The sequence below is a fragment of the Terrabacter sp. FW104-15G4B genome, assembly GCF_058790095.1.
Genome location: NZ_JBYTCI010000005.1, coordinates 88,556 through 108,231, shown reverse-complemented (window position 1 = coordinate 108,231; position 19,676 = coordinate 88,556). Strand labels below are relative to the sequence as shown.

The following is a 19,676-nucleotide window of genomic DNA, read 5'->3' as shown; positions in this document are numbered from 1 at the left end:
GCGCCCTACCGTGGGCACATGGCCCACCCCTTGATGTTCGACGGCGCGGACCCCTACCTCGTCCGTGTCCGCGAGATCTGCCTCGCGCTGCCCGGCGCGGACGAGAAGGTGTCGCACGGGCGGCCCGTCTTCTTCACCACGAAGGTCTTCCTCACGTATGGCGGCACCGTGAAGGGCGACCACGACCCGGAGCCCTACCGGCAGTCCGTTCTCGTCCTGCCGGATGCGGGCGAGCGGCCGGCCCTGCTGGAGGACGAGCGCTTCTACGACCCGGCCTACCTCGGGCCGTCCGGCTGGGTCGGGCTCGACCTGCGCGCGTGCGGTCCTGCCGAGCGGGTGGACTGGCAGGAGGTCGCCGAGCTGGTGGACGCCTCCTACCGCCTGACGGCTCCCACCCGGCTGGTGCGCAGGCTCGACGCCCGCTGACCCGGACCGCGCCGGATCGGCGCCGGTTCGGCCACACGCGCCCGACGGGCGCGTAAGGTACCGCTGGCTGGCCGACGAAAAGGGGCACATGGGACGGCACATCGACCCCGCGGTCATCGGGTCGCGCCGCGCCGCGGTGCTGACGGTGACGTCCAGCGCCCTCCTCGTGGTCGGCGGCCTGGCGATCCTGAACCAGTCTGGCGACCTGCGCCTCTCCCCCGCGCGGCCCGTGACGGGCTCGACGTCGCCGACCGCCTCGACACCCGCGCCCTCACCGCGGCCGGCATCGAGCTCCCTGGGTCCGACGTCTCTTGTGTCGGTGCCGGTCACCACGCGCTCAGCGACGGCCGCCCCGTAGGTTGGCACCGTGCAGCCATGGCACTCGCAGGACCGTCACGTCGTCCGCCTCGACTGGGGACCCTTCGCCGCGGAGGCCCTGACCGCGTATGCCGTCGCCGCTGGTTCGCCGGTCTGCGCGGTTGTCGTCGACGTCCTCAGCTTCACCACGTGCGTCTCGGTCGCCGTCGACGGCGGCAGCCGCGTGCACCCCTACCGCTGGAAGGACGAGTCGGCGCAGGCCTTCGCCGACGAACGGGGCGCGACCCTGGCCCGGCCGCGGTCGGCCACGAGTGTGGACGGTGGGGTCAGTCTGTCGCCGGGCTCGATCCGTGCGGCCGGCCCGATCGAGGAGCTCGTCCTGCCGTCTCCGAACGGCTCGACGATCAGCGCGCTCCTGTCCGATGCCGGCGCGGACGTCGTCGCCGCGTCGCTGCGCAACCGGTCGGCCGTGGCCGCCTGGCTGGTCGGCTGGCTCGAGTCCTCACGCGGGTCGCGGGCCCAGCCTGCGGTCGTCGTCGTGCCCGCTGGCGAGCGCTGGGCGGACGGATCGCTGCGCCCTGCCGTCGAGGACCTCTGGGGTGCCGGCGCGGTCGTCGCCGCGCTCACTGCCGCGCTCGAGCACCGCGCCGGCCCGTTGCTGCTCGGCCCCGAGGCCGAGGCCGCCGGGGCGGCCTGGCTGGCGGTGGAGGGACGCGTCCTCGAGGCGCTGCAGGGGTGCGCCAGCGGGCGGGAGCTCGTCGAGCAGGGCTGGCCCGACGACGTCGCGATCGCGGCAGAGGTCGACGGCTCGGGGCTCGTGCCGGTGCTCGCCGACGGCTCCTTCACGGCCCGAGGCAGCTGACGCGGCATACCGTGGCTGACCCGGCATACGCCCGCCGGCCGAACCTACTGGCCGAGGGCGGTCCAGAAGGCCGAGGCCGCTCGGGACGGGCGTCCGGTCCGCCGCTCGGACCAGTCAGCCGAGGTCATCAGCGCGGTGACGGCGTTGACGCCGAGCCAGCGCAGCGGCTCGGGCTCCCAGTCGCGGGACGTGCGCCCCGCCCAGGGCAGCGTCGCCAGCCCGTCGGGGTCGTCGCCGCGGATCATCGCCGACAGGGTGCGCCCGGCGAGCGCCGACGTCGCCACCCCGTCGCCGACGTAGCCACCGGCGAAGGCGAGGCCCGTGTGCCGGTCGTGGCGCACGGAGGGGAACCAGTCGCGCGGGACGCCGAGGTTGCCGCCCCAGGCGTGGGTGAACGTCACACCGTCGAGCACCGGGAAGAGCTCGAGCAGGATCCGGCGCAGGGCCGCGTGGACGCGCTGGTCGCGGTCGTAGAGCGGCGACACCTTGGAGGCGTAGTGGTAGGGAGCACCCCTGCCACCGAAGGCGATCCGCCCGTCACGGGTGCGCTGGCCGTAGATCGTCAGGTGCCGGTTGTCGGCGAAGGTCGTGCGCTTCTCGAGTCCGATCTGCGCCCAGGTCTCCTCGGGCAGCGGCTCGGTCGCCGTCATGAGGGAGTAGACCGGCGCGATGGCGCGACGACGGCCCGCGACGGCCGGGGTGTAGCCCTCGGTCGCGAGCACCACGTGCTCGGCGCGGACGCTCCCGTGGGCGGTGACGACGCGGTGGCTGCGCACGTCGACGGCCGCCGTGCGCTCGTAGACGGCGACGCCGCGTCGCTCGACGGCGTCAGCGAGGCCGCGCACGAGGCGGGCCGGGTGGATGGCCGCGCAGTGCGGCGTGAACGATCCGCCGAGGGCGTTGCTGATGCCGGCGATGGCCATGACCTCGTGGGCGTCGAGGAGACGGTGGTCCTCCTCGGTGAAGCCCCACGACCGGTCGTCGGCCACCTCCGCACGGACCCGTTCGAGCTGCGCCGGGTTGCGGGCCACGGAGAGGTAGCCGCCCTGGTCGAAGTGGCAGTCGATGCCCTCGGCTTCGGCGATGCGCCCGACGTCGGCGACGGTGTCGTGCAGCAGGTGCTGCATCCGGATCGCCGCGTCCCGGCCGCGCTCGGCAGCCATCCGCTTGAGCGAGGCGGGGAAGAGGGCCGAGCACCAGCCGCCGTTGCGTCCGGAGGCGCCGAAGCCGGCGACCTCCTTCTCGAGGACGGCGACCCGGATCGTGGGGTCGGCCGTGACGAGGTGGTATGCCGTCCACAGCCCGGTGTAGCCGCCCCCGACGACGGCCACGTCGACCTCGATGTCGGTGGCCAGGCTGGGGCGCGGCTCGATCTCGCCGATCGTGTCGTGCCAGAGGCTCAGACCGCGGTAACCGCTCAGGGGCATGGCGGGGATCATGCCACTTCCCTCAGTCTCAAAAGCACCGGGGGACCTGTGCGTTTTCGTTTGAATCGGCTTCCAACACCTTCGGAATCCGTGGTGCGCCCGAGCTTCGGCGATCACTTCCGCCAGGCTGCAGCTCACGGCATGATGCGGGGATGAGCACCGTCGACCGCGCCCGCCTGGCCGAGCTGCACGCCCGCGAGCGAGCCGCCTTCTCCGACGCCCGGCCGCGGTCGCGGGCGCTGGCCGAGCGGGCCGCCGCGCACATGCCGGGCGGGGTCCCGATGAGCTGGATGGTCAAGTGGCCGGGCGACTTCCCGGTCTTCGTGGAGCTTGCGGAGGGTGCCCACTTCACGTGCGTCGACGGCATCGACCACGTCGACCTCTGCCTCGGCGACACGGGCGCGATGATGGGCCACTCCCCCGCGCCGACCGTCGAGGCCGTGACCCGCCAGCTCTCCCGCGGGATCACGACGATGCTGCCGACCGAGGACGCCATCGCGGTGTCCACCGGGCTCGCTCGGCGCTTCGGACTGCCCTACTGGCAGTTCACCCTGACGGCCACCGACGCCAACCGCCACGCGATCCGCTATGCCCGACACCTCACCGGCCGCAGCAAGGTCATCGTGCACAACTGGTGCTACCACGGTTCCGTCGACGAGGCCTTCGCGACGAAGGGGCGGGACGGCGGCACCATCGACCGCCCCGGCAACATCGGCGCACCGGTCGACACCTCAGAGACCACCCGTGTCGTCGAGTTCAACGACCTCGAGGCGCTCGAGCGGGCCCTCGACCACGGCGACGTCGCCGCCATCCTCGTCGAGCCTGCCCTGACGAACATCGGCATCGTCCTTCCGGACCCCGGCTACAACGAGAGCCTCCGCGGGCTCGCGACCCGCTACGGCGCGCTGCTCATCAATGACGAGACCCACACGATCTGCGCCGGTCCCGGCGGCTACACCGGCGCCCACGGCCTGCAGCCGGACCTGCTCGTCATCGGCAAGTCCATCGGCGGCGGCATCCCGTGCGGCACCTTCGGATTCAGTCAGGACATCGCCGACCGCATCGCCCGCTCGGTCGAGCTCGAGGACATCGACGTGGGCGGCATCGGGGGCACGCTCGCCGGCAACGGCCTGTCGATGGCGGCCATGAAGGCCACGCTCGAGCAGGTCATGACGGCGGAGGCGTTCGAGCACATGGTGCCGCTCGCCGACGCCTGGGCCGACGGCGTCCAGGCGGGCATCGACTCGGTCGGCGCCGAGTGGCACGTGACGCGGCTGGGCGCCCGAGCGGAGTACAACTTCTCCGGCCGGCCCTCGCACGACGGCCAGGAGGCGCACGACGCCGACGACTTCGAGCTGCAGCAGTACCTCCACCTGTACGCCCTCAACCGCGGCATCCTGCTGACGCCCTTCCACAACATGGCGCTGATGAGCCCGGCGACCACGGCTGCGGACGTCGACGCGCACACCCAGATGTTCAAGGACTGCCTCCGGGAGCTGTTCACCTGAGCACCCGCGGCGGTCCGACCGTCAGGCCACGCGCGAGGGGCGCCCGAAGCGTGCCGCCACACCGGGAGACCACAGCGGACGCAGTGGGGGGCCGGACGGGGTGACACCGCTGGCCTCGAGGAGGTCGTCGGCGAGCTCGACGAGCTCGGCGGCATACAGCGGCCACGGCTCGTGCTGGTTGGGCACCCAGATCGTGCCCCCGGCCACTCGCGTGTGGGCGCCCCAGCGGGCCGTCAGCCACGTCTCCAGCGGTGTCGGCTCCACGCGCCGCCGGACGTGCACGGTGAGCAGGCTGCGCGGGCCCCGGTCGGGCGCACGTCGGCGGCTGGAGTAGGTCATGAGCGCGCCGTCGCGCCTCATCCGCATACGCGCCCAGGTGTACGGCAGCCCCAGCCCGACGCGGGCCACGACGGCGGCCAGGGCGCGCTCGGTCTCGAGTGAGCGGAAGAGGACGCCGTGCCGACCGGCGTCGTCGGTCGAGTAGAGGCGGATGTTCGTCTCGAGGAAGCCGCCCAGCCAGGGCACTCGAGGTGACGGCGCCCGCCCGACCCGTATGCCGTCCATGACGAAGGGAACCAGCCCGACGTAGGTGCGGCCGTCGGCGAAGACATCCGGGCGCGTGCCTGCTGGAAAGAGCTGACGCACGGAGTCCGGGTCGACCGGCCAGTGCACGAAGGTCAGGTCGCGCCACACCTGCTCGAAGATGACGGGCCGCCGCAGCGGCGGGGGCTCCACCGGAAAGCCGTCCAGCGACGTGACGGCATCCACGGGCAGGTCCACGCCCCCATCGTCACACGGGGTCACGCTCACACAGCGCTCGACGCGGTCGGTCCTGACACACTCGCACCCAGGACATCGACGCGTGAGGGAACGATGGAGGACCGATCATGACCGGGGAGGCCCCGGGTGGCACCCGCCGCCGCCGCACCACCAGGCTCGGGATCGTCGGGGCGGGCGCCGTCGGCGCAACGCTGGCGTATGCCGCGTTGATGCGTGGCGTCGCCCAGAACGTCGCGCTCTACGACATCAACGCCGCCAAGGTGCGCGCCGAGGCGCTCGACCTCAGCCACGGCATCCAGTTCGTCCCCATGGCGCACGTCGACGGATCGGACGACATCGAGGTCCTCGCCGACTGCGACGTCGTCGTCTTCACGGCCGGCGCGAAGCAGAAGCCCGGGCAGTCCCGGCTCGACCTCGCCGGGTCGACGATCGGCATCATGCGCTCGATCCTGCCGCGGCTGGTCGAGGTGGCTCCCGACGCCGTGCACGTCATGGTCACCAACCCCGTCGACGTCGTGACCTACGCCGCCCTGCAGGTGTCCGGGCTGCCGCCGGAGCAGCTCTTCGGCTCCGGCACGGTGCTCGACTCGTCCCGGCTGCGCTTCCTGCTCGCAGAGCACACGGGCGTCGCGGCCCAGAGCGTGCACGCATACGTCATCGGTGAGCACGGCGACTCCGAGCTGCCGCTCTGGTCTTCCGCCTCGATCGGCTCGGTGCCCCTGCTGCAGTGGCGGGGGCCTGACGGCAGGATCGCCCTGGGCGAGCAGACCCGCGACCGCATCGCCACGGAGGTCGTGCAGTCGGCCTACCGCGTCATCGAGGGCAAGGGCGCCACGAACTACGCCATCGGGCTCGCCGCCACGCGGATCATCGAGGCGGTGCTCTACGACGAGCGCCGCATCCTGCCCGTCTCGTCGCTGCTCGACGACTACTACGGCATCAGCGACGTGTGCCTGTCGGTGCCGGCGGTCGTCCACGCCGCCGGTGTCGGTGAGCGGGTGGAGGTGCCCATGACGGACGCGGAGCTGTCGGGGTTGCGGGCGTCCGCAGACGCGGTGCGGGCCACCGCCCGACGTTTCGGCTTCTGAGCAGCAGACCGCGGAGGGCACGCCGATCCGGCGCAGTGGATGATGGTCGGGTGAGCACGTCCGCCGCCTCTGACGCCGCCGCTGCCGGCGACTCCGTCGCGGGCGAGTCCTCGGGGGACTCCGCGGGTGGCTCGGTGCCCGATCGGACCGCCACGCCGCCGGCGCGCGCGACGTACCACCACGGCGACCTGCGACGCGCCCTGCTCGATGCCGGCACCGACCTCGCCCGCGAGGGCGGGCCCGACAAGGTCGTGCTGCGCGAGGCGACCCGACGGGCCGGGGTCTCGGCCAACGCGGCCTACCGTCACTTCGCGGACCGCGACGCACTTCTCGGTGCGGTCGTCTCCCGGGCCCAGGCCGCCGCAGCCGACGTCATCATCGCGACGATGGACGCCGTCCCGGAGAACCTCCACGCAGGGCTTCGGGCGCGCGCCCGCTTCCGTGCCGTCGGGGTCGGCTACCTGCGCTTCGCCATGGAGGAGCCGGGCCTGTTCCGGGCGGCCTTCGCGGTGCCCGTCGACCTCAGCCGCGCGGCGTCGAGCGACGCGGCCGGCGCGGCCGGGCGCACTCCCTTCCAGCTGCTCTCCGACTCGCTCGACGCCATGGTCGACGCCGGTGTCATGTCCGATGACGAGCGCCCGGGTGCCGAGCTGCTCGCGTGGTCGGCCGTGCACGGCCTGGCGATGCTCGCCCTCGAGGGCCCGCTGCGCGACCTCCCCCCCGGCGCTGTCGGTGAGCTCGCACCACGCCTGGTCCGCATGGTCGACCTCGGGCTCGGCCTCTCCGACGGCGCCGGCCAGCCGGAGCGCGAGCAGAACTAAGGTGTCCCGGTGACCAGCCAGACCCGCGACAGCACCGCCCACGACCTCGACCGCGAGACGCCTGCCTTCTACCGGCGGCTCGGGCCCGGGCTCTACGCCCCGACGGTGCACGTGCAGGGCGCCTGGCGCGACGACGAGCAGCACATGGCGCCGGTCAGTGGGATCCTGGCCCACGAGATCGATCTCCACGAGCCGCGCGAGGGCATGCAGCTCGCCCGCCTCTCCTTCGACATCCTCGGCATGATCCCCGCCCGAGAGAGCCGGGTCGAGGTCCGCACGAGGCGGCCAGGCCGCACCATCGAGCTCGTCGAGGCGACGATGCTGGTCGACGACCGCGCGGTCGTGCGCGCCCACGCGTGGCGTCTCGCCTCGCACGACTCCGAGCCGGTCGCCGGCGTCGAGCTCGAGCCGATCCCCGGGCCGGACGAGCTGCAGCCGTGGGTCGGCACCGACACCTGGCAGGGCGGCTACATCGAGGGGCTCGAGTTCCGGGTGGACCGCGAGCGACGGCCCGGGCGCACCCGCGCCTGGATCCGCGCGCTCAACCCCTTGGTGGACGGCGAGACATGCTCTCCCACAGCCGATCTCGTGCGCCTCGCCGACACCGCGAACGGCATCGCCGTGCGGGTGTCACCGCGCGAGTGGATGTTCCCCAACGTCGACCTGAGCGTGCACCTCTTCCGCGAACCGGTCCGTGGCTGGGTGGGCTTCGACACTCGCGTGACGATGGGACCGACCGGTCTCGGGCTCACGTCGACGACGTTGCACGACGAGGTCGGTCCCGTCGGGCGCGCCGAGCAGATTCTCACGGTGCGGCGCCTCGCGGGAGCCTGACAAGGCCGTCCTGCGCCGACCGACAATTTCTCCACCCGACGACGCGTCCAAAGGGTGTCGGTACGCCGCGCCGAAGCGGCGTCCGCCTGCCACACTGAAGCGGCGCGACCGCGCCGACTCGACACCCGCCGCAGCGCGGTCCGGACACAGGGGAACACCATGAGGACCATCCGCATGGACAGGCATCGCACCGTCGGCTCCGTCGCCACGGGTCTCGTCATTGCCGCGCTCGTCGCCACCGGGTCGGCGGCCCACGCCGACACGGTCACGGGCACGCCGACGCCGCCGGGCACCTCGACCGCGGGCACCGGTGCCGCCATGGGCGATTCGACCGACCCGACCTCCACCACGACGACGTCCACCACGACGACCTCGACGGGGACCGCGAGCACGACCACCGTCCCCACCACGACCGCTGCGACGACGTCCCCGACGACGACTCCGACGACCACGACTCCGACGACGACGCCGAGCCCGACCACCTCGACGATCCCCCCGAGCCCGATCGTCCTCGCGGCCGGCACGATCTCGGACCGGGTCAAGGACGTCCAGGTGCGGCTCCGGCTCGTCAAGCCGGCCTACTGGATCTACGCGATCAACGGCCGCTACGGCATCCTGCTCGGGCAGAGCGTGAAGGCGTTCCAGCGGGACCAGAAGCTGCCGCTGTCGGGCGTGCTCGACCAGCGCACGTGGAACCGGCTCGTCTCGCTGACGGCGACGCGCACCCTGCTCGAGCGCGACGACTCCGGCAACGCCGTCAAGGACCTCCAGTCACGTCTGCGGATGCTCAGGCCGACCTACTGGACGTATGCCGTCAACGGCTATTTCGGCTGGACCGTGGGTCAGTGCGTCCGCACCTTCCAGCGCGACCAGAACCTGCCGCAGTCGGGCGTGCTCGACCAGCGCACGTGGAGCCGGCTGCTGGCCCTCACCGGCTCGCCGGTCGTGCTGAGCGCCACCTCGCCCAAGGCCAACATCCAGGAGCTCCAGCGGCGCCTTCGGGCCAAGGGCCTCTGGCCGTACGCCTACTCCGGCTCCTACGGCGTCACCCTCGGCCAGAAGGTGCTCGCCTTCCAGCGGGCCTACGACGTGCCGCAGTCCGGACGCGTCGACCAGCGCACGTGGGCGCGGCTCGTGTCGCTCACCTACACGCCCGGCACCTTCGACAAGCACCGCTTCTACGCCGGCCTGCGCCCGCTCATGCCCCCGGCGTCCTCCCTCGACAAGCGCTGCCGCACCGGGCGGGTCATGTGTGTGGACAAGAGCACCCGCACGCTGACGTGGGTCGTCGACGGCAAGCCGCTCATGGTGATGTGGGCCCGCTTCGGCGGCCCCGGGCGCGAGACGCGAGAGGGCACCTTCCATGTCTCCCGCAAGTACGAGTACGTCATCTCGAACCTGTACTTCACGCCGATGCCCTACTCGATGTTCTTCTCCGGCGGGCAGGCCGTTCACTACTCGTCGAACTTCGCGCGGCTCGGCTACGCGAGCTCCAGCCACGGCTGCGTCAACATCGCCGACCACGCCCAGGTCAAGTCACTCTTCTTCAAGGTGCGTGTCGGCGACAAGGTCGTCGTCCACCCCTGACGGTGACCGGGCGACCGGACCGCGACCCTCGCTCGAGGAGCACGAGTCGCTGACGTCGGTGAGACGGCGCCCACCGCGCCTGACGGCATACGCCATCGGTCTGTCGGTCGGTCACTCGACCTTCGCGGTGACCTTCGCGCCGAGCTCGATGGTGCGGCTCACGGTGCACCACTCGTCGTGGGAGCGCTGCACCAGCTTCGGCAGCATGTCGCGGGCAGCGTCGCCGCCCTTACCCTCCGGGAAGCGCACGTGGAAAGTCACCGTGATGTCCTGCAGGTGGTTGCCGTTCTCGTCCTTGACCTTGTCGGCGGTGACCTCGACCTCGAAGTCGTCGGGCTCGGCGCGGCGGGTCGTCACGGTGTCGACGTCGACGGCCGTGCAGGCGGCGATGCCGGCCAGCAGCAGCTCGACGGGTGAGAGCTCGTCGGTGCCGGAACTGGTGGTGATGGAGCCGCCACGACGGTTGCGGGCGGTGTAGCGGCCCACGCTGTCGCGGGTCAGCGTGATGGAGCGCAGGTCGGGGGCGTCGGTGCTCATGGAGGCAGCCTTCCAGAGGTGGTGGGTGTGGCGATGGGGCGGCCCAGCCGGCGGTCGGCCGGGGCCCCGTCAGCTCCAGGCGTCGGCGAGCAGCTCGTAGGAGCGCAGCCGCGCCTCGTGGTCGTGGGCGCCGCAGGTGACGATGACCTCGTCGACGCCCGTGGCCTCGACGAAGCCGGCGAGGCCGTCGCGCACCTGGTCGGGTGTGCCGACGAGCGAGACGCGCGTCATCTCCGAGACGGCCTGGCGCTCGGCCGGGGACCACTGGGCCATGAGGCTGTCGATGTCGCCCTCCGGCTCGGGCAGGCCGGTGCGGCGTCCGGTGACGATGCCGTGGAAGCGCTGGAGCACGCTGGTGAAGAGACGCTCGGCCTCGGCGGTCGTGTCGGCGACCATGACGTTGACGCCGGCCATCGAGCGCGGGGCGTCGAGGCCGCCGGGCTCGGTCGACGGTGTGAAGCGCGAGCGGTAGACCTCGAGGGCGCTCATCAGCGCGGCCGGCGCGAAGTGCGACGCGAAGGAGTAGGGCAGGCCCAGCGCGGCTGCCACCTGGGCGCCGCCGTGGCTGGAGCCGAGGATCCAGATCGGCACGTGGGTGCCCTCACCGGGGATCGCGCGCACCTTGGCGTCGGGGTCCGGGTCCCCGAGGTAGCCGATGAGCTCCTCGACCTCGCCGGCGAAGTTCATCGCGGCGGCCTCGTTGCGGCGCAGCGCGCGCGTCGTGAACGGGTCGGTGCCAGGGGCGCGGCCGAGCCCGAGGTCGATGCGGCCGGGGTGGATCGTGGCGAGGGTGCCGAACTGCTCGGCGACGACGTACGGGGCGTGGTTGGGCAGCATGATGCCGCCCGCGCCGACCCGGATCGTGTCGGTCTGGTCGGCGACGTGCCCGATGAGCACTGCCGTCGAGCTGGAGGCGACGCCTCGCATGTTGTGGTGCTCGGCCATCCAGTAGCGGCCGTAGCCCCACTTCTCGGCGTGCCGGGCGATGTCGACGGTCGAGGCGATGGCCTCACCGGCGGTGCCCCCGTCGAGGACGGGCACGAGGTCGAGGATGTTCAGCTGGGCTCTGGCGGCAGGACTCACGCAGGTGCCAACGGGACAGGCGCGTCGCGATATTCCATCGGGCCGCTTCGTCCTGGTGGAGGGTCCTGACTCGAGCGAGGACCTTGGCTACTCCGTCCAGGGGCGCCGATGGTCGCTCGACGGGCGCCACGGCTCGTGCTGGTGCGAGAGCCAGACCTCGCGGGGAGCGAGTGCCCGGATCAGCCGCTGACCCTCGGTGCGTGGATCGTCGAGCTCGTCGAAGAAGACGGCCGTGTCACCGGCGATGACGACTGAGTGGCCGCCCGTCTCAACCACCACGACCTGCGAGCCTCGGGTGTGACCTGGCGTCGGAACGAGCCGGATGCCCGGCAGCAGCTCTAGTGTGCCGTCGACGGGGACGTACTGCACTCCGGGAGCCTCGACCCATTCGCGGATCGTGTAGTCGTCCTCGCTCCGCGCGTCGTTGAGCTCTGCCCGTTGGACGTAGACCGGTTTGTCGGTGAAGAGGTGGTTGCCGCCGCAGTGGTCGAAGTGCAGGTGCGTGTTGACCACGACGTCGATCCCGGCCAGGTCGAAGTCGGTCTGCGCGCTCAGTGGGGTCAGGTGAGGATCCATGTCGGCAACCGCTGGGTGCAGCTGCGTCATGCCGGTGTCGACCAGCACGCGTGCATCTGGATGGTCGATGACGTGCACGTAGACCGGCATCCGTTCGCCCTCGGCGAGCAGCTCGGCGACGAGCACTGGCGTGATGGTCAGCATCGAGACCTCGCTTCCCGGTCCCTCGCTCTTTCGAGGGTCGTGCGGTTCGGAGCTGACGCACTGCCTGAGCCGCCAGCTCGATGGGCATGCCGGACGGGTCTCCGACCGGTTCTCGGCGGCGGGACTCCTACCCGGTGGGCTGCCAGGCGGGCGCGACGTCGCGGTAGTACGACCTGCCGGCAAGTCTGCTGAGCAGGAAGGTCACCGGCGCTGGAATCGTCGAGCGAAGGTAGGCACGCTCCTGCTCGGGCATCCCGTCCTGGACCCAGGCCATGAACCGGCCCGACTCGGCGAGGGATGCGGGTCGCAGCTGCTTCTCGACAGCCTTCCACTCGGGCGTCTCGAGGTGCGGCAGCATGAGCGGCTCGAGGTCGTTCTCCTCGTGATGCAGGTGCCGCTCGACGACCTCGTTCGCTCTCACGACGGCGTCCCTGGCGGCGTGGGCGTCGCCGGCAGTCCCGGTCGCGGCGTAGGTGTCCATCGCAGCGCGCGCACCGGCGAGTGCGTCAGCCATGGCCTGATGCTCTGTCTCCATGACCCCGACCAGCTCCGTGGCCCCTTCCACCCTGGCCAGGAACGGGAACACGAGCGTGTCCTCCCCCTCGTGGTGGTGCTTGAGCTGGTCGTGGAGGTTGGCGTAGGCAACCTGAAGCTGCCTGGCGCGGGCCCGGTCACCGTCGGGAGCGGTTGCGAGGGCAGACTCGAGGCGAACGAGGTCGCGACGCACTGCCGCATGGATGACGCGGTTCATCGTCATGGGGCCTGTCATGGCCGAGACGATATCCGTCCGAGCCCGTGGCAAGGGCCGGAATCGGCGCGGTTGCGGTCAGGCCCGGGGACCAGCCTGCTGCGACGAGCGGCATACCGACGTCAGCCGATCGACCACCCGGACGCCGGAATGTGCGGGTGATCTAGCTGGATCCGCCTGATCGCCAGCGCTGCGCGTAGCCTGTACGGGTCACGGCCGGGCGGGTTTCGATCAGGCAGTGTCAGGTGCAGGGGAAGGGGCGGCCGTGACCCCGAGAGGGTGGGCCCTTGCGGCGCTGATCGCGCTGGCCGTCGCGCTGGCTGTCGCAGCGATCACGCTGGTGCCGTGGCGGGTTCCCCGGCCGTGCCCGGCTGACCGGGCGGCGGCGCTGCGCGACGTACCCGCTGACGTGGTGACCAGAGGTCAGTCCCTGCACGCCGCGCTGCGGCCGAGCTCGTATGGTTCCTTGCTGGCCGGACTGGCGGCCCCTTGTTGCTCGGTTTCACACCGGCCGGTGCCCGCATCGTCACCTGGGTGAACCAGCCGTTCGGCGGCCACTGGCTGGCAGAGGCGGTGCTGGGAGGCCTGGTCATCCTGATGCTGCTGTGGTTGGTGTCCTTGCCGTTCGGCGCCTGGCGCCACACCGTGCTCCGCGAGTACGGGCTGTCCACCCAGAGCTGGCAGGCCTGGGCGGTGGACCGGTTCAAGGGCTGTGCCGTCGGCGCCGTGACCGGCGCCGTCGTGCTCGGCGGGTTCTACACGGTGACCCGGTTTGCGCCGGACTGGTGGTGGGCGTTCGGTGCGGCGGGGGCCGCCGCCGTGGTGCTGGTCGTGTCTTTCGTCTTCCCGGTCCTGGTCGAGCCGGTGTTCAACCGATTCACCCCGATGCCGGCTGGGCCGCTGCGTGACGAGCTGGTCATATTGGCGGGCCGGGACGGCATGCCGGTACGGGAGGTGCTCGTCGCGGACGCGTCGCGGCGTACCACCGGACTCAACGCGTACGTATCCGGATTCGGGGCCACCCGACGGATCGTCGTGTACGACACGCTGCTGCGTGAGGCGGCTGCCGGTGAGGTGCGCAGTGTCGTCGCGCACGAGCTGGGCCACGCCAAGGACCGCGATCCCGAGGCGGGCACGCTGCTGGGGGCGATCGGCGCCGCGGCGACGGTCGTGGCGCTCTACCTGTTGGGGCAGTGGGAGACCCTCCTGCGCCGAGCCGGGGTGGACTCCATCGGCTCGCCCAGGGCGATCGGGCTGGTCCTCGCCGTGATGGCGGTGGCGGGCCTGGTCACCGGCCCGCTGGAGAACCTCGTCTCCCGCCGGGTCGAGGCCCGTGCCGACCGGCATGCGCTACGGCTGACCGGTGACTCCGCCGAGTTCGCCGCGATGCAGCTGCGTCTGGCCGAGGTCAACATCGCCGATGTCCATCCGCCCCGGCTCGAGTACGTGCTCTTTGCCACCCACCCCGACACCGTCGAACGCCTGGCCGCAGCACGGGAGTTCGCCGCGAGCCCCTGAGGCGTTCACCACGTTCAGATGCCGGTGAGCACCGAGATCACGAGGGATGGCCAAGCGACTCGGTCGAAGGCATTGGCCGCGGCCTTGGGCACGTCGGCGCCGGCCTCGCTCCGCCGGATCTCGGCAGCACGGGTCACTGCCGTCGAGCGATCGTCAGCCCATCGAAGGCGGTCAGGACCACGGTCTCGACGCGATCATCGGCGGCCACCATGTCGTTGAAGGCGCGCAGCGCGGTGGTGTTCGCATCAGCGGCCTCGGGGTCGGCGATCCGGCCGCTCCACAGGACGTTGTCGGCAAGCAACAGGCCCCCGGGACGAACCCGCGGCACCAGCTCTGCCCAGTAGGCGGCATACCCGGGCTTGTCGGCATCGATGAAGACCAGGTCGATGTCTGCCACCTCGGGCAGGGCCCGCAGGGTGTCCAGCGCTGGGGCGATACGCAACTCGATCCGGTCGGCCAGACCGGCCGCCTCCCAAGCGCGTCGGCCGACCTCGGTCCACTCTTCGCTGATGTCGCAACACAGCAGCGAACCTCCCTCGACGAGGCCGCGGGCGATGCACATGCTCGAGTAGCCGGTGAACGTCCCGACCTCGACGGCATGGCGCGCGCCGATCAGCCGCGCGAGCATGGTCAGCAGCTGCCCCTGGTCGTCGCCGATCTGCATGCCTGCCGCGTCCCCGAGCGTGGCTGTCTCAGCTTGAAGTCCACTCACCACACGGTCGGGGCGCCAACTTCCATGAGCAACGGCGTAGGAGCGAATCACGTCCGTCACCGGGAAGCTGCGCATCCTTGGACGCTACGCCGCCGGCCTCCTCTCGCGGGACCTCACGCACGAAGCCGGCCTCAAGCCCACGACTCGTCAGGCAGCATGACGGCGGTCCGGCGGGGCCACTACAAGGACTGCAGGAATCGGATCAGCCCCGGGAAGTAGTGCTGCGGATCGTCGAACTGCGAGAGGTGGCTCCCATCGGGGCAGTGCAGGTAGCTCCCTTCGGGAAGCTGCTCAGCCATCCACTTCATGTGCGCCGGATCCATCGTGTCGTGAGTCGCGCCGATGACGAGGGTCGGCACGTTGATGTCCTTGAGGTCCGCCGAGCGGTCCCAGTCTTCGAGAGTGCCGCTGAGGCCGAGCTCGCTCGGCCCCTGCATGGGCACGTAGATCGCCGAGTTGATGTGAGCGAGTGAACGAAAAACCGGTTCCGGCCACTCCTCGACCGGAAGCCGACAGACGTGCAGGACGTAGTGGTGCTCCATGAGCAGCTGCTCGTACAGCGGGTCATCGGTGCGCCCGTCGGCCTCGAACCGCTTGATCTGAGCAAGAACCGACGGGTCCATGGTGGGCATGAGGACGTCGTGGGCATACGCGTTGTAGAGCGGGGCGCTCGACATCATGTTGGAGATCACCAGACCCTTGAGGTGCTCCTGGTGGTGGACCGCGTACTCCATGGCGAGGATCCCGCCCCATGACTGCCCGAGGAGAACGAAGTTGCTCGCGTCCAACCCGAGGGCCTCACGGACCTGCTCGACCTCGTCGACGAACCTGCCGAGGTCCCACAACGCCGGGTCGTCGGGCTGATCGCTGCGGAACGAGCCCAGCTGGTCGTAGTAGTAGTACTCGATCCCGGCACCGGGGAACCAGGTGTCGAAGCACTCGTACAGCTCGTCAGTCGCCCCGGGTCCCCCGTGCAGGAGGAGCACCTTCACGTCGGGGTTGGTGCCCACGCGCTTGGTCCACACGCGGAACTCGCCACTCGGTGTGCTGACCGGCACCATCCGCGACCCGCCGGAACGCACGTCACGAGGATCCCAACCGGACGTGTCGAAGTAGGACCCGGGCGGCGCACTCATCGACGGAATCTACCAACGGAGGGTCCTTGGCCGCAGGTAGCGCCGCGACGTCGCCACGAATACGAGAAGTTGCCACGACGTCGCGAGGCCGTGACGTTCCCCCGCGTGACGCGGACGATGCAGGGCCGACATGCGGCGCGCTTCAGTCCCAGATGCCGCTGATCGGGGTCGCGTCGCCGCTGTTGGCGATGCGCGGCAGCCGGTACATGTCCTCGATCAGCCGCAGCAGCGAGTACAGGCTGTAGCGCTGTGCGTACTGCCCCGCCTTCACACCCGCTCCCGAGATGATCGCCGGGATCCGGTTGTCACCGCGCTCGTCGTCCTCGTCGGCGGCGACGATCAGCAGGCTGTTGTGGGCCTGCGCCCAGCTTGCGTATCCCGACAGGTGCTGCTGCAGCCAGTCGTCCGCCTGCGCCACACTTCCGTCGTGCATGTCGTGCTGCAGGTTCGGGATGACGAACGAGACGGTCGGCAGCGAGGCGTAGTCGCTCGGGAAGGAGCTCATCGGCTGGCTCAGTTGCGGCGGCACGTTGGTGAAGTCGATCCACGGGGAGTGCCTCCGGGCGTAGTCCCCACTCCGGCAACCAGTGAACCCGGACTGCGGTAGGTCCTCCGCGAATCCGGTGAACGACTTGCCGGCGTCCAGGAGCGAGCTGGCCAGGTTCGCACCGGCGTAGCGCACCGGGCACGCGTCGCTGGACAGGCCCTGCGTCGAGCCGGAGAACAGGGCCAGGTAGTTCGGCTCGCTCGGATGGGTGATCGCGTAGAGCTGCGTGAAGGTGGCTCCGCGGCCGGCGAGGCCGTTCAGGAACGGAGCGCTCGAGTTGCCCAGCACCTCGCCGACGGCGTGGTTCTCGATCACGACCACCACGACGTGCGCAGGCTGCGGCATCCCCGACACGACGGGGGCGCTCGAACCGGACGCCGAGGCCCCGGACGACTGCGGCGACGACGCAGGCGGCGGGGACCGGACCATCGCTGCGGACGCCGCGGTGGCTGCCGTGGAGGCCCCCGGAGGCGTGGAACTGCTGCAGCCGCCGAGGACCAAGGCGATGACAAGACCGACAGCCGGCGCAATCATCCGCATGGGTCAAGCATGCCGCGAGGCGACCTCCCGCGCGGGCAGTGGCTTCCGCCCAGAGCCGCTCACCCACCCAGCTCGGTTCAGGCCAGCTCGAGGATGTCCTTGGCGATGCGCGCCAGCGTCACCTGCCCGATGGCCCGGAACGGGTGCAGCGGGTCGGGCGTCACCGACCCCGTGGGACCGCCGAGCTCGGTGTGCGCGAGGGCACTCATGACCGTGTAGGCATCCCCGCGACTGAACCCGTGCTCGTCCGTCAGCACCGCGAAGAGGTCCTCGTACGCGTTGTCGATCGAGTCCTGGACGGGGTCGCCCAGACCAACGCAGACGAGCTCGTCGCCCGTGTCGATCCGCGGCGCCCGCAGCTGCTTGCCCTTGACGAGATCGACGCTGACCGTTGCGCGCCCGGCGATCTCGATGGCGACGAAGGAGCTCTCACCGCGGCTCATCACGGCGTGCAGGTCCCCGATGGCGAGTCTGGCGCCCTCGACCTCGACCGGGAGGTAGACGGTGCTGCCCGGCTTGGCGTCGGTGAGGTCCATGTTCCCGCCGGTCGGATACGACGGCATGACCGTCGACATCGCGCCCGCCGCGGGGGCCACGCCGATGCAACCGATCATCGGCGCGACCGCGCAGCTCACGCGGTCCGTGAGCTGCGCCATGCCCTCACGAACGGGCACGCGGCGTACGTACCACTCCTCCCCCATGGGACGAGCGAGCGCGCCGGCGCCCGGGATGTAGACGGACCAGCCGTGCTCCGCCATCTCGATGTCGTGGATCGTCACCGCCAGCGCGTCGCCGGGCTCGGCTCCCGTCACGTGAACCGGTCCGGTGACGGGGTTGATCGTCGCGGTGACCTTCGCGAGGTCGCGCAGCTCCTCCATCTGGGCGTATGCCCCGTCGTCCGTCTCGAAGGTGATGCGCTGGCCCGTGCCGGGCTCGATGGTGAGCACCGGCTTGTGGCCCGCCGAGTAGTCGGCGTGCGCGTGGTCCTTGGTGATGAGGTGAGTGGTCATGCTCGACCCTTCCGCTCGCCGGTGGTCTGGAGCTCCGTGGCCACACCCGGTGAGACGTCGGAGGCATCCGCCCGGTGCTCCGGCAGGATGCCGATTCCTCTGCGGCTGTAGTAGATCAGCACGAGGACGCCGATGACGAGCCAGGCCACGCCGCCGATCTTCGCGGCGGGCTCGGCGTTCCAGAGCACGAAGCCGATGATGAGGAAGCCGATGATCGGTCCCACCCAGTGCAGGAGGATGTTGGACGACTTGCGGCGCACACCGTAGTAGGTCATGACCGACAGGTGCAGCAGCAGGAACGAGGTCAGGGCGCCGAAGTTCACCAGCGAGCTGATGAGCCCGATCTGGCCGACGAAGAAGAGGCCCAGCACCAGCGTGATGCCGGCGACGAGCAGGATCGCGCGCTCGGGGACCTTGCTGCGGCTGTTGATGTGCGCCAGGAAACGCGGGAGCTGGCCGTCGCGGCTCATCGAGAAGAGCAGGCGGGACGTGGCGCTCTGTGCCGCAATGGCATTCGCGATGCCGACGGCGAGCGCGTTCATGGCAAGGAACGCGATCTGCCACCCGTTGTTGCTGATCCGACCGACGATGTCGAAGAACGCGTTGCCCGCTTCGTCCTCCGGGAAGGAGGTGGTGTTGGGGATGAGCATGCCCGCGAGCCAGGTCTGGCTGACGAAGAAGATCGCGACGAGGAAGAGGCCGCCGATCATGGCGATCCCGGCCGAGCGGTGCCCGCCCTTGCTCTCCTCGGAGAGGGTGGCGATGCCGTCGAAGCCGAGGAACGACAGCACCGCGATGGACAGTGCCGTGCCGACGAGCGGTGCCGAGAAGTTCGCGGCGTCGAAGATCGGCTTCGTCGTCACGTGAGCCCCGCCGGTGCCGTGGGCGATGGCGACGATCGCCATGACGGCGAAGATGACGATGAAGAGGATCTCCGCGGTGAGGAAGATCCGGTTCACGACCGCCGTGAAGGAGATGCCGACGTAGTTGATCGCGGTGTTGACGGCCAGGAAGAGCAGGATCCAGGCCCACTTCGGCACCGCCGGGAAGATGCCCGACATCGACTCGGCCGCGAAGACGTAGAGCAGCGTCGGCACGAGCAGGTAGTCGAGCAGGATCGTCCAGCCGGCGATGAAGCCGAGCTTCGGGTGCATCCCGCGCCCGACGTAGGAGTAGACGGACCCGGCGATCGGGAACGCCCGGCTCATCTGCGCATACGACAGGGCGGTGAAGATCATCGCGACGAGGCCGATGAGATAGACCAGCGGCACCATGCCCTTGGCCTCGTTGTACACCGTGCCGTAGATCGCCCACGGCGCGATCGGCACCATGAAGACGAGGCCGTAGATGAGCAGGTCGGCCGTGGAGAGGCCCCGGCTCAGCTCCTGCTTGTAGCCGAACTGGGTGAGGTCTCCCTCACCGATGGTGTGACGGTCGTACGAGGACATGCGTGACCTCCGGTCGGGTGGGCGTT

21 protein-coding genes are annotated in these 19,676 nt (G+C 70.7%); 9 read left to right on the top strand and 12 right to left on the bottom strand.

Annotated features, from left to right (window positions below; all coding sequences use genetic code 11):
• Window positions 1-18: 18 nt before the first annotated feature.
• From AC3WRT_RS06285 to AC3WRT_RS06275, 3 genes are all read left to right on the top strand, one after another.
• Complete coding sequence (locus tag AC3WRT_RS06285; RefSeq protein WP_492720435.1) at window positions 19-426, top strand: MmcQ/YjbR family DNA-binding protein; 408 nt, start codon at window positions 19-21, stop codon at window positions 424-426.
• An 88-nt stretch (window positions 427-514) separates the two neighbouring features.
• Window positions 515-784, top strand: coding sequence for a hypothetical protein (locus tag AC3WRT_RS06280; protein WP_492720433.1), 270 nt, complete (start codon window positions 515-517; stop codon window positions 782-784).
• Between the two features lie 9 nt (window positions 785-793).
• Entirely contained in the window at window positions 794-1,606 is an 813-nt protein-coding gene (locus tag AC3WRT_RS06275) for a 2-phosphosulfolactate phosphatase (protein WP_492720430.1), read from the top strand.
• A 44-nt stretch (window positions 1,607-1,650) separates the two neighbouring features.
• Here AC3WRT_RS06275 and AC3WRT_RS06270 read toward each other — a convergent pair whose 3' ends face one another.
• Entirely contained in the window at window positions 1,651-3,045 is a 1,395-nt protein-coding gene (locus AC3WRT_RS06270; RefSeq protein ID WP_492720428.1) for an NAD(P)/FAD-dependent oxidoreductase, read from the bottom strand.
• 140 nt (window positions 3,046-3,185) lie between these two features.
• On the opposite strand from AC3WRT_RS06270, the gene AC3WRT_RS06265 reads away from it, so the two are divergent.
• Window positions 3,186-4,541: an aspartate aminotransferase family protein gene (locus tag AC3WRT_RS06265; protein WP_492720426.1), complete on the top strand. Its 1,356-nt coding sequence runs from the start codon at window positions 3,186-3,188 to the stop codon at window positions 4,539-4,541.
• Window positions 4,542-4,562: 21 nt separating this feature from the next.
• On the opposite strand, the gene AC3WRT_RS06260 is transcribed toward AC3WRT_RS06265, so the two are convergent.
• Window positions 4,563-5,321, bottom strand: a complete 759-nt coding sequence (locus AC3WRT_RS06260; RefSeq protein WP_492720424.1) for a YqjF family protein — start codon at window positions 5,319-5,321, stop codon at window positions 4,563-4,565.
• Window positions 5,322-5,428: 107 nt separating this feature from the next.
• Here AC3WRT_RS06260 and AC3WRT_RS06255 point away from each other — a divergent pair, with 107 nt between their 5' ends.
• The 4 genes from AC3WRT_RS06255 to AC3WRT_RS06240 all read left to right on the top strand — a co-directional run bounded on the left by AC3WRT_RS06255 (window position 5,429) and on the right by AC3WRT_RS06240 (window position 9,651).
• Window positions 5,429-6,409 (top strand): L-lactate dehydrogenase, encoded by a 981-nt coding sequence (locus AC3WRT_RS06255; protein WP_492720422.1) that lies wholly within the window; start codon window positions 5,429-5,431, stop codon window positions 6,407-6,409.
• Window positions 6,410-6,459: 50 nt separating this feature from the next.
• Window positions 6,460-7,230, top strand: a complete 771-nt coding sequence (locus tag AC3WRT_RS06250) for a TetR/AcrR family transcriptional regulator (protein ID WP_492720420.1) — start codon at window positions 6,460-6,462, stop codon at window positions 7,228-7,230.
• 9 nt (window positions 7,231-7,239) lie between these two features.
• A complete protein-coding gene (locus AC3WRT_RS06245; protein WP_492720418.1) occupies window positions 7,240-8,064 on the top strand; it encodes a thioesterase family protein in 825 nt (274 codons plus the stop codon).
• A gap of 159 nt (window positions 8,065-8,223) precedes the next feature.
• Entirely contained in the window at window positions 8,224-9,651 is a 1,428-nt protein-coding gene (locus tag AC3WRT_RS06240; RefSeq protein WP_492720415.1) for a L,D-transpeptidase family protein, read from the top strand.
• Window positions 9,652-9,762: 111 nt separating this feature from the next.
• On the opposite strand, the gene AC3WRT_RS06235 is transcribed toward AC3WRT_RS06240, so the two are convergent.
• From AC3WRT_RS06235 to AC3WRT_RS06220, 4 genes are all read right to left on the bottom strand, one after another.
• Window positions 9,763-10,188 carry an OsmC family protein gene (locus AC3WRT_RS06235; protein WP_492720413.1) on the bottom strand — a complete coding sequence of 142 codons (426 nt, stop codon included), beginning with the start codon at window positions 10,186-10,188 and terminating at the stop codon, window positions 9,763-9,765.
• A gap of 69 nt (window positions 10,189-10,257) precedes the next feature.
• Window positions 10,258-11,271: an LLM class flavin-dependent oxidoreductase gene (locus tag AC3WRT_RS06230; protein ID WP_492720411.1), complete on the bottom strand. Its 1,014-nt coding sequence runs from the start codon at window positions 11,269-11,271 to the stop codon at window positions 10,258-10,260.
• Window positions 11,272-11,358: 87 nt separating this feature from the next.
• Window positions 11,359-11,991: an MBL fold metallo-hydrolase gene (locus AC3WRT_RS06225; RefSeq protein ID WP_492720409.1), complete on the bottom strand. Its 633-nt coding sequence runs from the start codon at window positions 11,989-11,991 to the stop codon at window positions 11,359-11,361.
• 127 nt (window positions 11,992-12,118) lie between these two features.
• Complete coding sequence (locus tag AC3WRT_RS06220) at window positions 12,119-12,760, bottom strand: hemerythrin domain-containing protein (RefSeq protein WP_492720407.1); 642 nt, start codon at window positions 12,758-12,760, stop codon at window positions 12,119-12,121.
• Window positions 12,761-13,273: 513 nt separating this feature from the next.
• On the opposite strand from AC3WRT_RS06220, the gene AC3WRT_RS06215 reads away from it, so the two are divergent.
• A complete protein-coding gene (locus AC3WRT_RS06215) occupies window positions 13,274-14,257 on the top strand; it encodes a M48 family metallopeptidase (protein WP_492720405.1) in 984 nt (327 codons plus the stop codon).
• Window positions 14,258-14,271: 14 nt separating this feature from the next.
• Here AC3WRT_RS06215 and AC3WRT_RS06210 read toward each other — a convergent pair whose 3' ends face one another.
• The 6 genes from AC3WRT_RS06210 to AC3WRT_RS06185 all read right to left on the bottom strand — a co-directional run bounded on the left by AC3WRT_RS06210 (window position 14,272) and on the right by AC3WRT_RS06185 (window position 19,650).
• Window positions 14,272-14,394, bottom strand: coding sequence for a hypothetical protein (locus AC3WRT_RS06210; RefSeq protein ID WP_492720403.1), 123 nt, complete (start codon window positions 14,392-14,394; stop codon window positions 14,272-14,274).
• Window positions 14,391-15,044, bottom strand: coding sequence for an O-methyltransferase (locus AC3WRT_RS06205; protein WP_492720400.1), 654 nt, complete (start codon window positions 15,042-15,044; stop codon window positions 14,391-14,393). The genes AC3WRT_RS06210 and AC3WRT_RS06205 overlap by 4 nt, the downstream gene beginning before the upstream one ends.
• Window positions 15,045-15,148: 104 nt before the next feature.
• Complete coding sequence (locus AC3WRT_RS06200; protein ID WP_492720396.1) at window positions 15,149-16,105, bottom strand: proline iminopeptidase-family hydrolase; 957 nt, start codon at window positions 16,103-16,105, stop codon at window positions 15,149-15,151.
• 142 nt (window positions 16,106-16,247) lie between these two features.
• Window positions 16,248-16,997, bottom strand: coding sequence for an alkaline phosphatase family protein (locus tag AC3WRT_RS06195; RefSeq protein WP_492720394.1), 750 nt, complete (start codon window positions 16,995-16,997; stop codon window positions 16,248-16,250).
• 272 nt (window positions 16,998-17,269) lie between these two features.
• Complete coding sequence (locus AC3WRT_RS06190) at window positions 17,270-18,202, bottom strand: acetamidase/formamidase family protein (RefSeq protein WP_492720392.1); 933 nt, start codon at window positions 18,200-18,202, stop codon at window positions 17,270-17,272.
• Window positions 18,199-19,650: an APC family permease gene (locus AC3WRT_RS06185; RefSeq protein ID WP_492720390.1), complete on the bottom strand. Its 1,452-nt coding sequence runs from the start codon at window positions 19,648-19,650 to the stop codon at window positions 18,199-18,201. Before AC3WRT_RS06185 ends, AC3WRT_RS06190 begins: the two co-directional genes overlap by 4 nt.
• Between the last annotated feature and the right edge of the window lie 26 nt (window positions 19,651-19,676).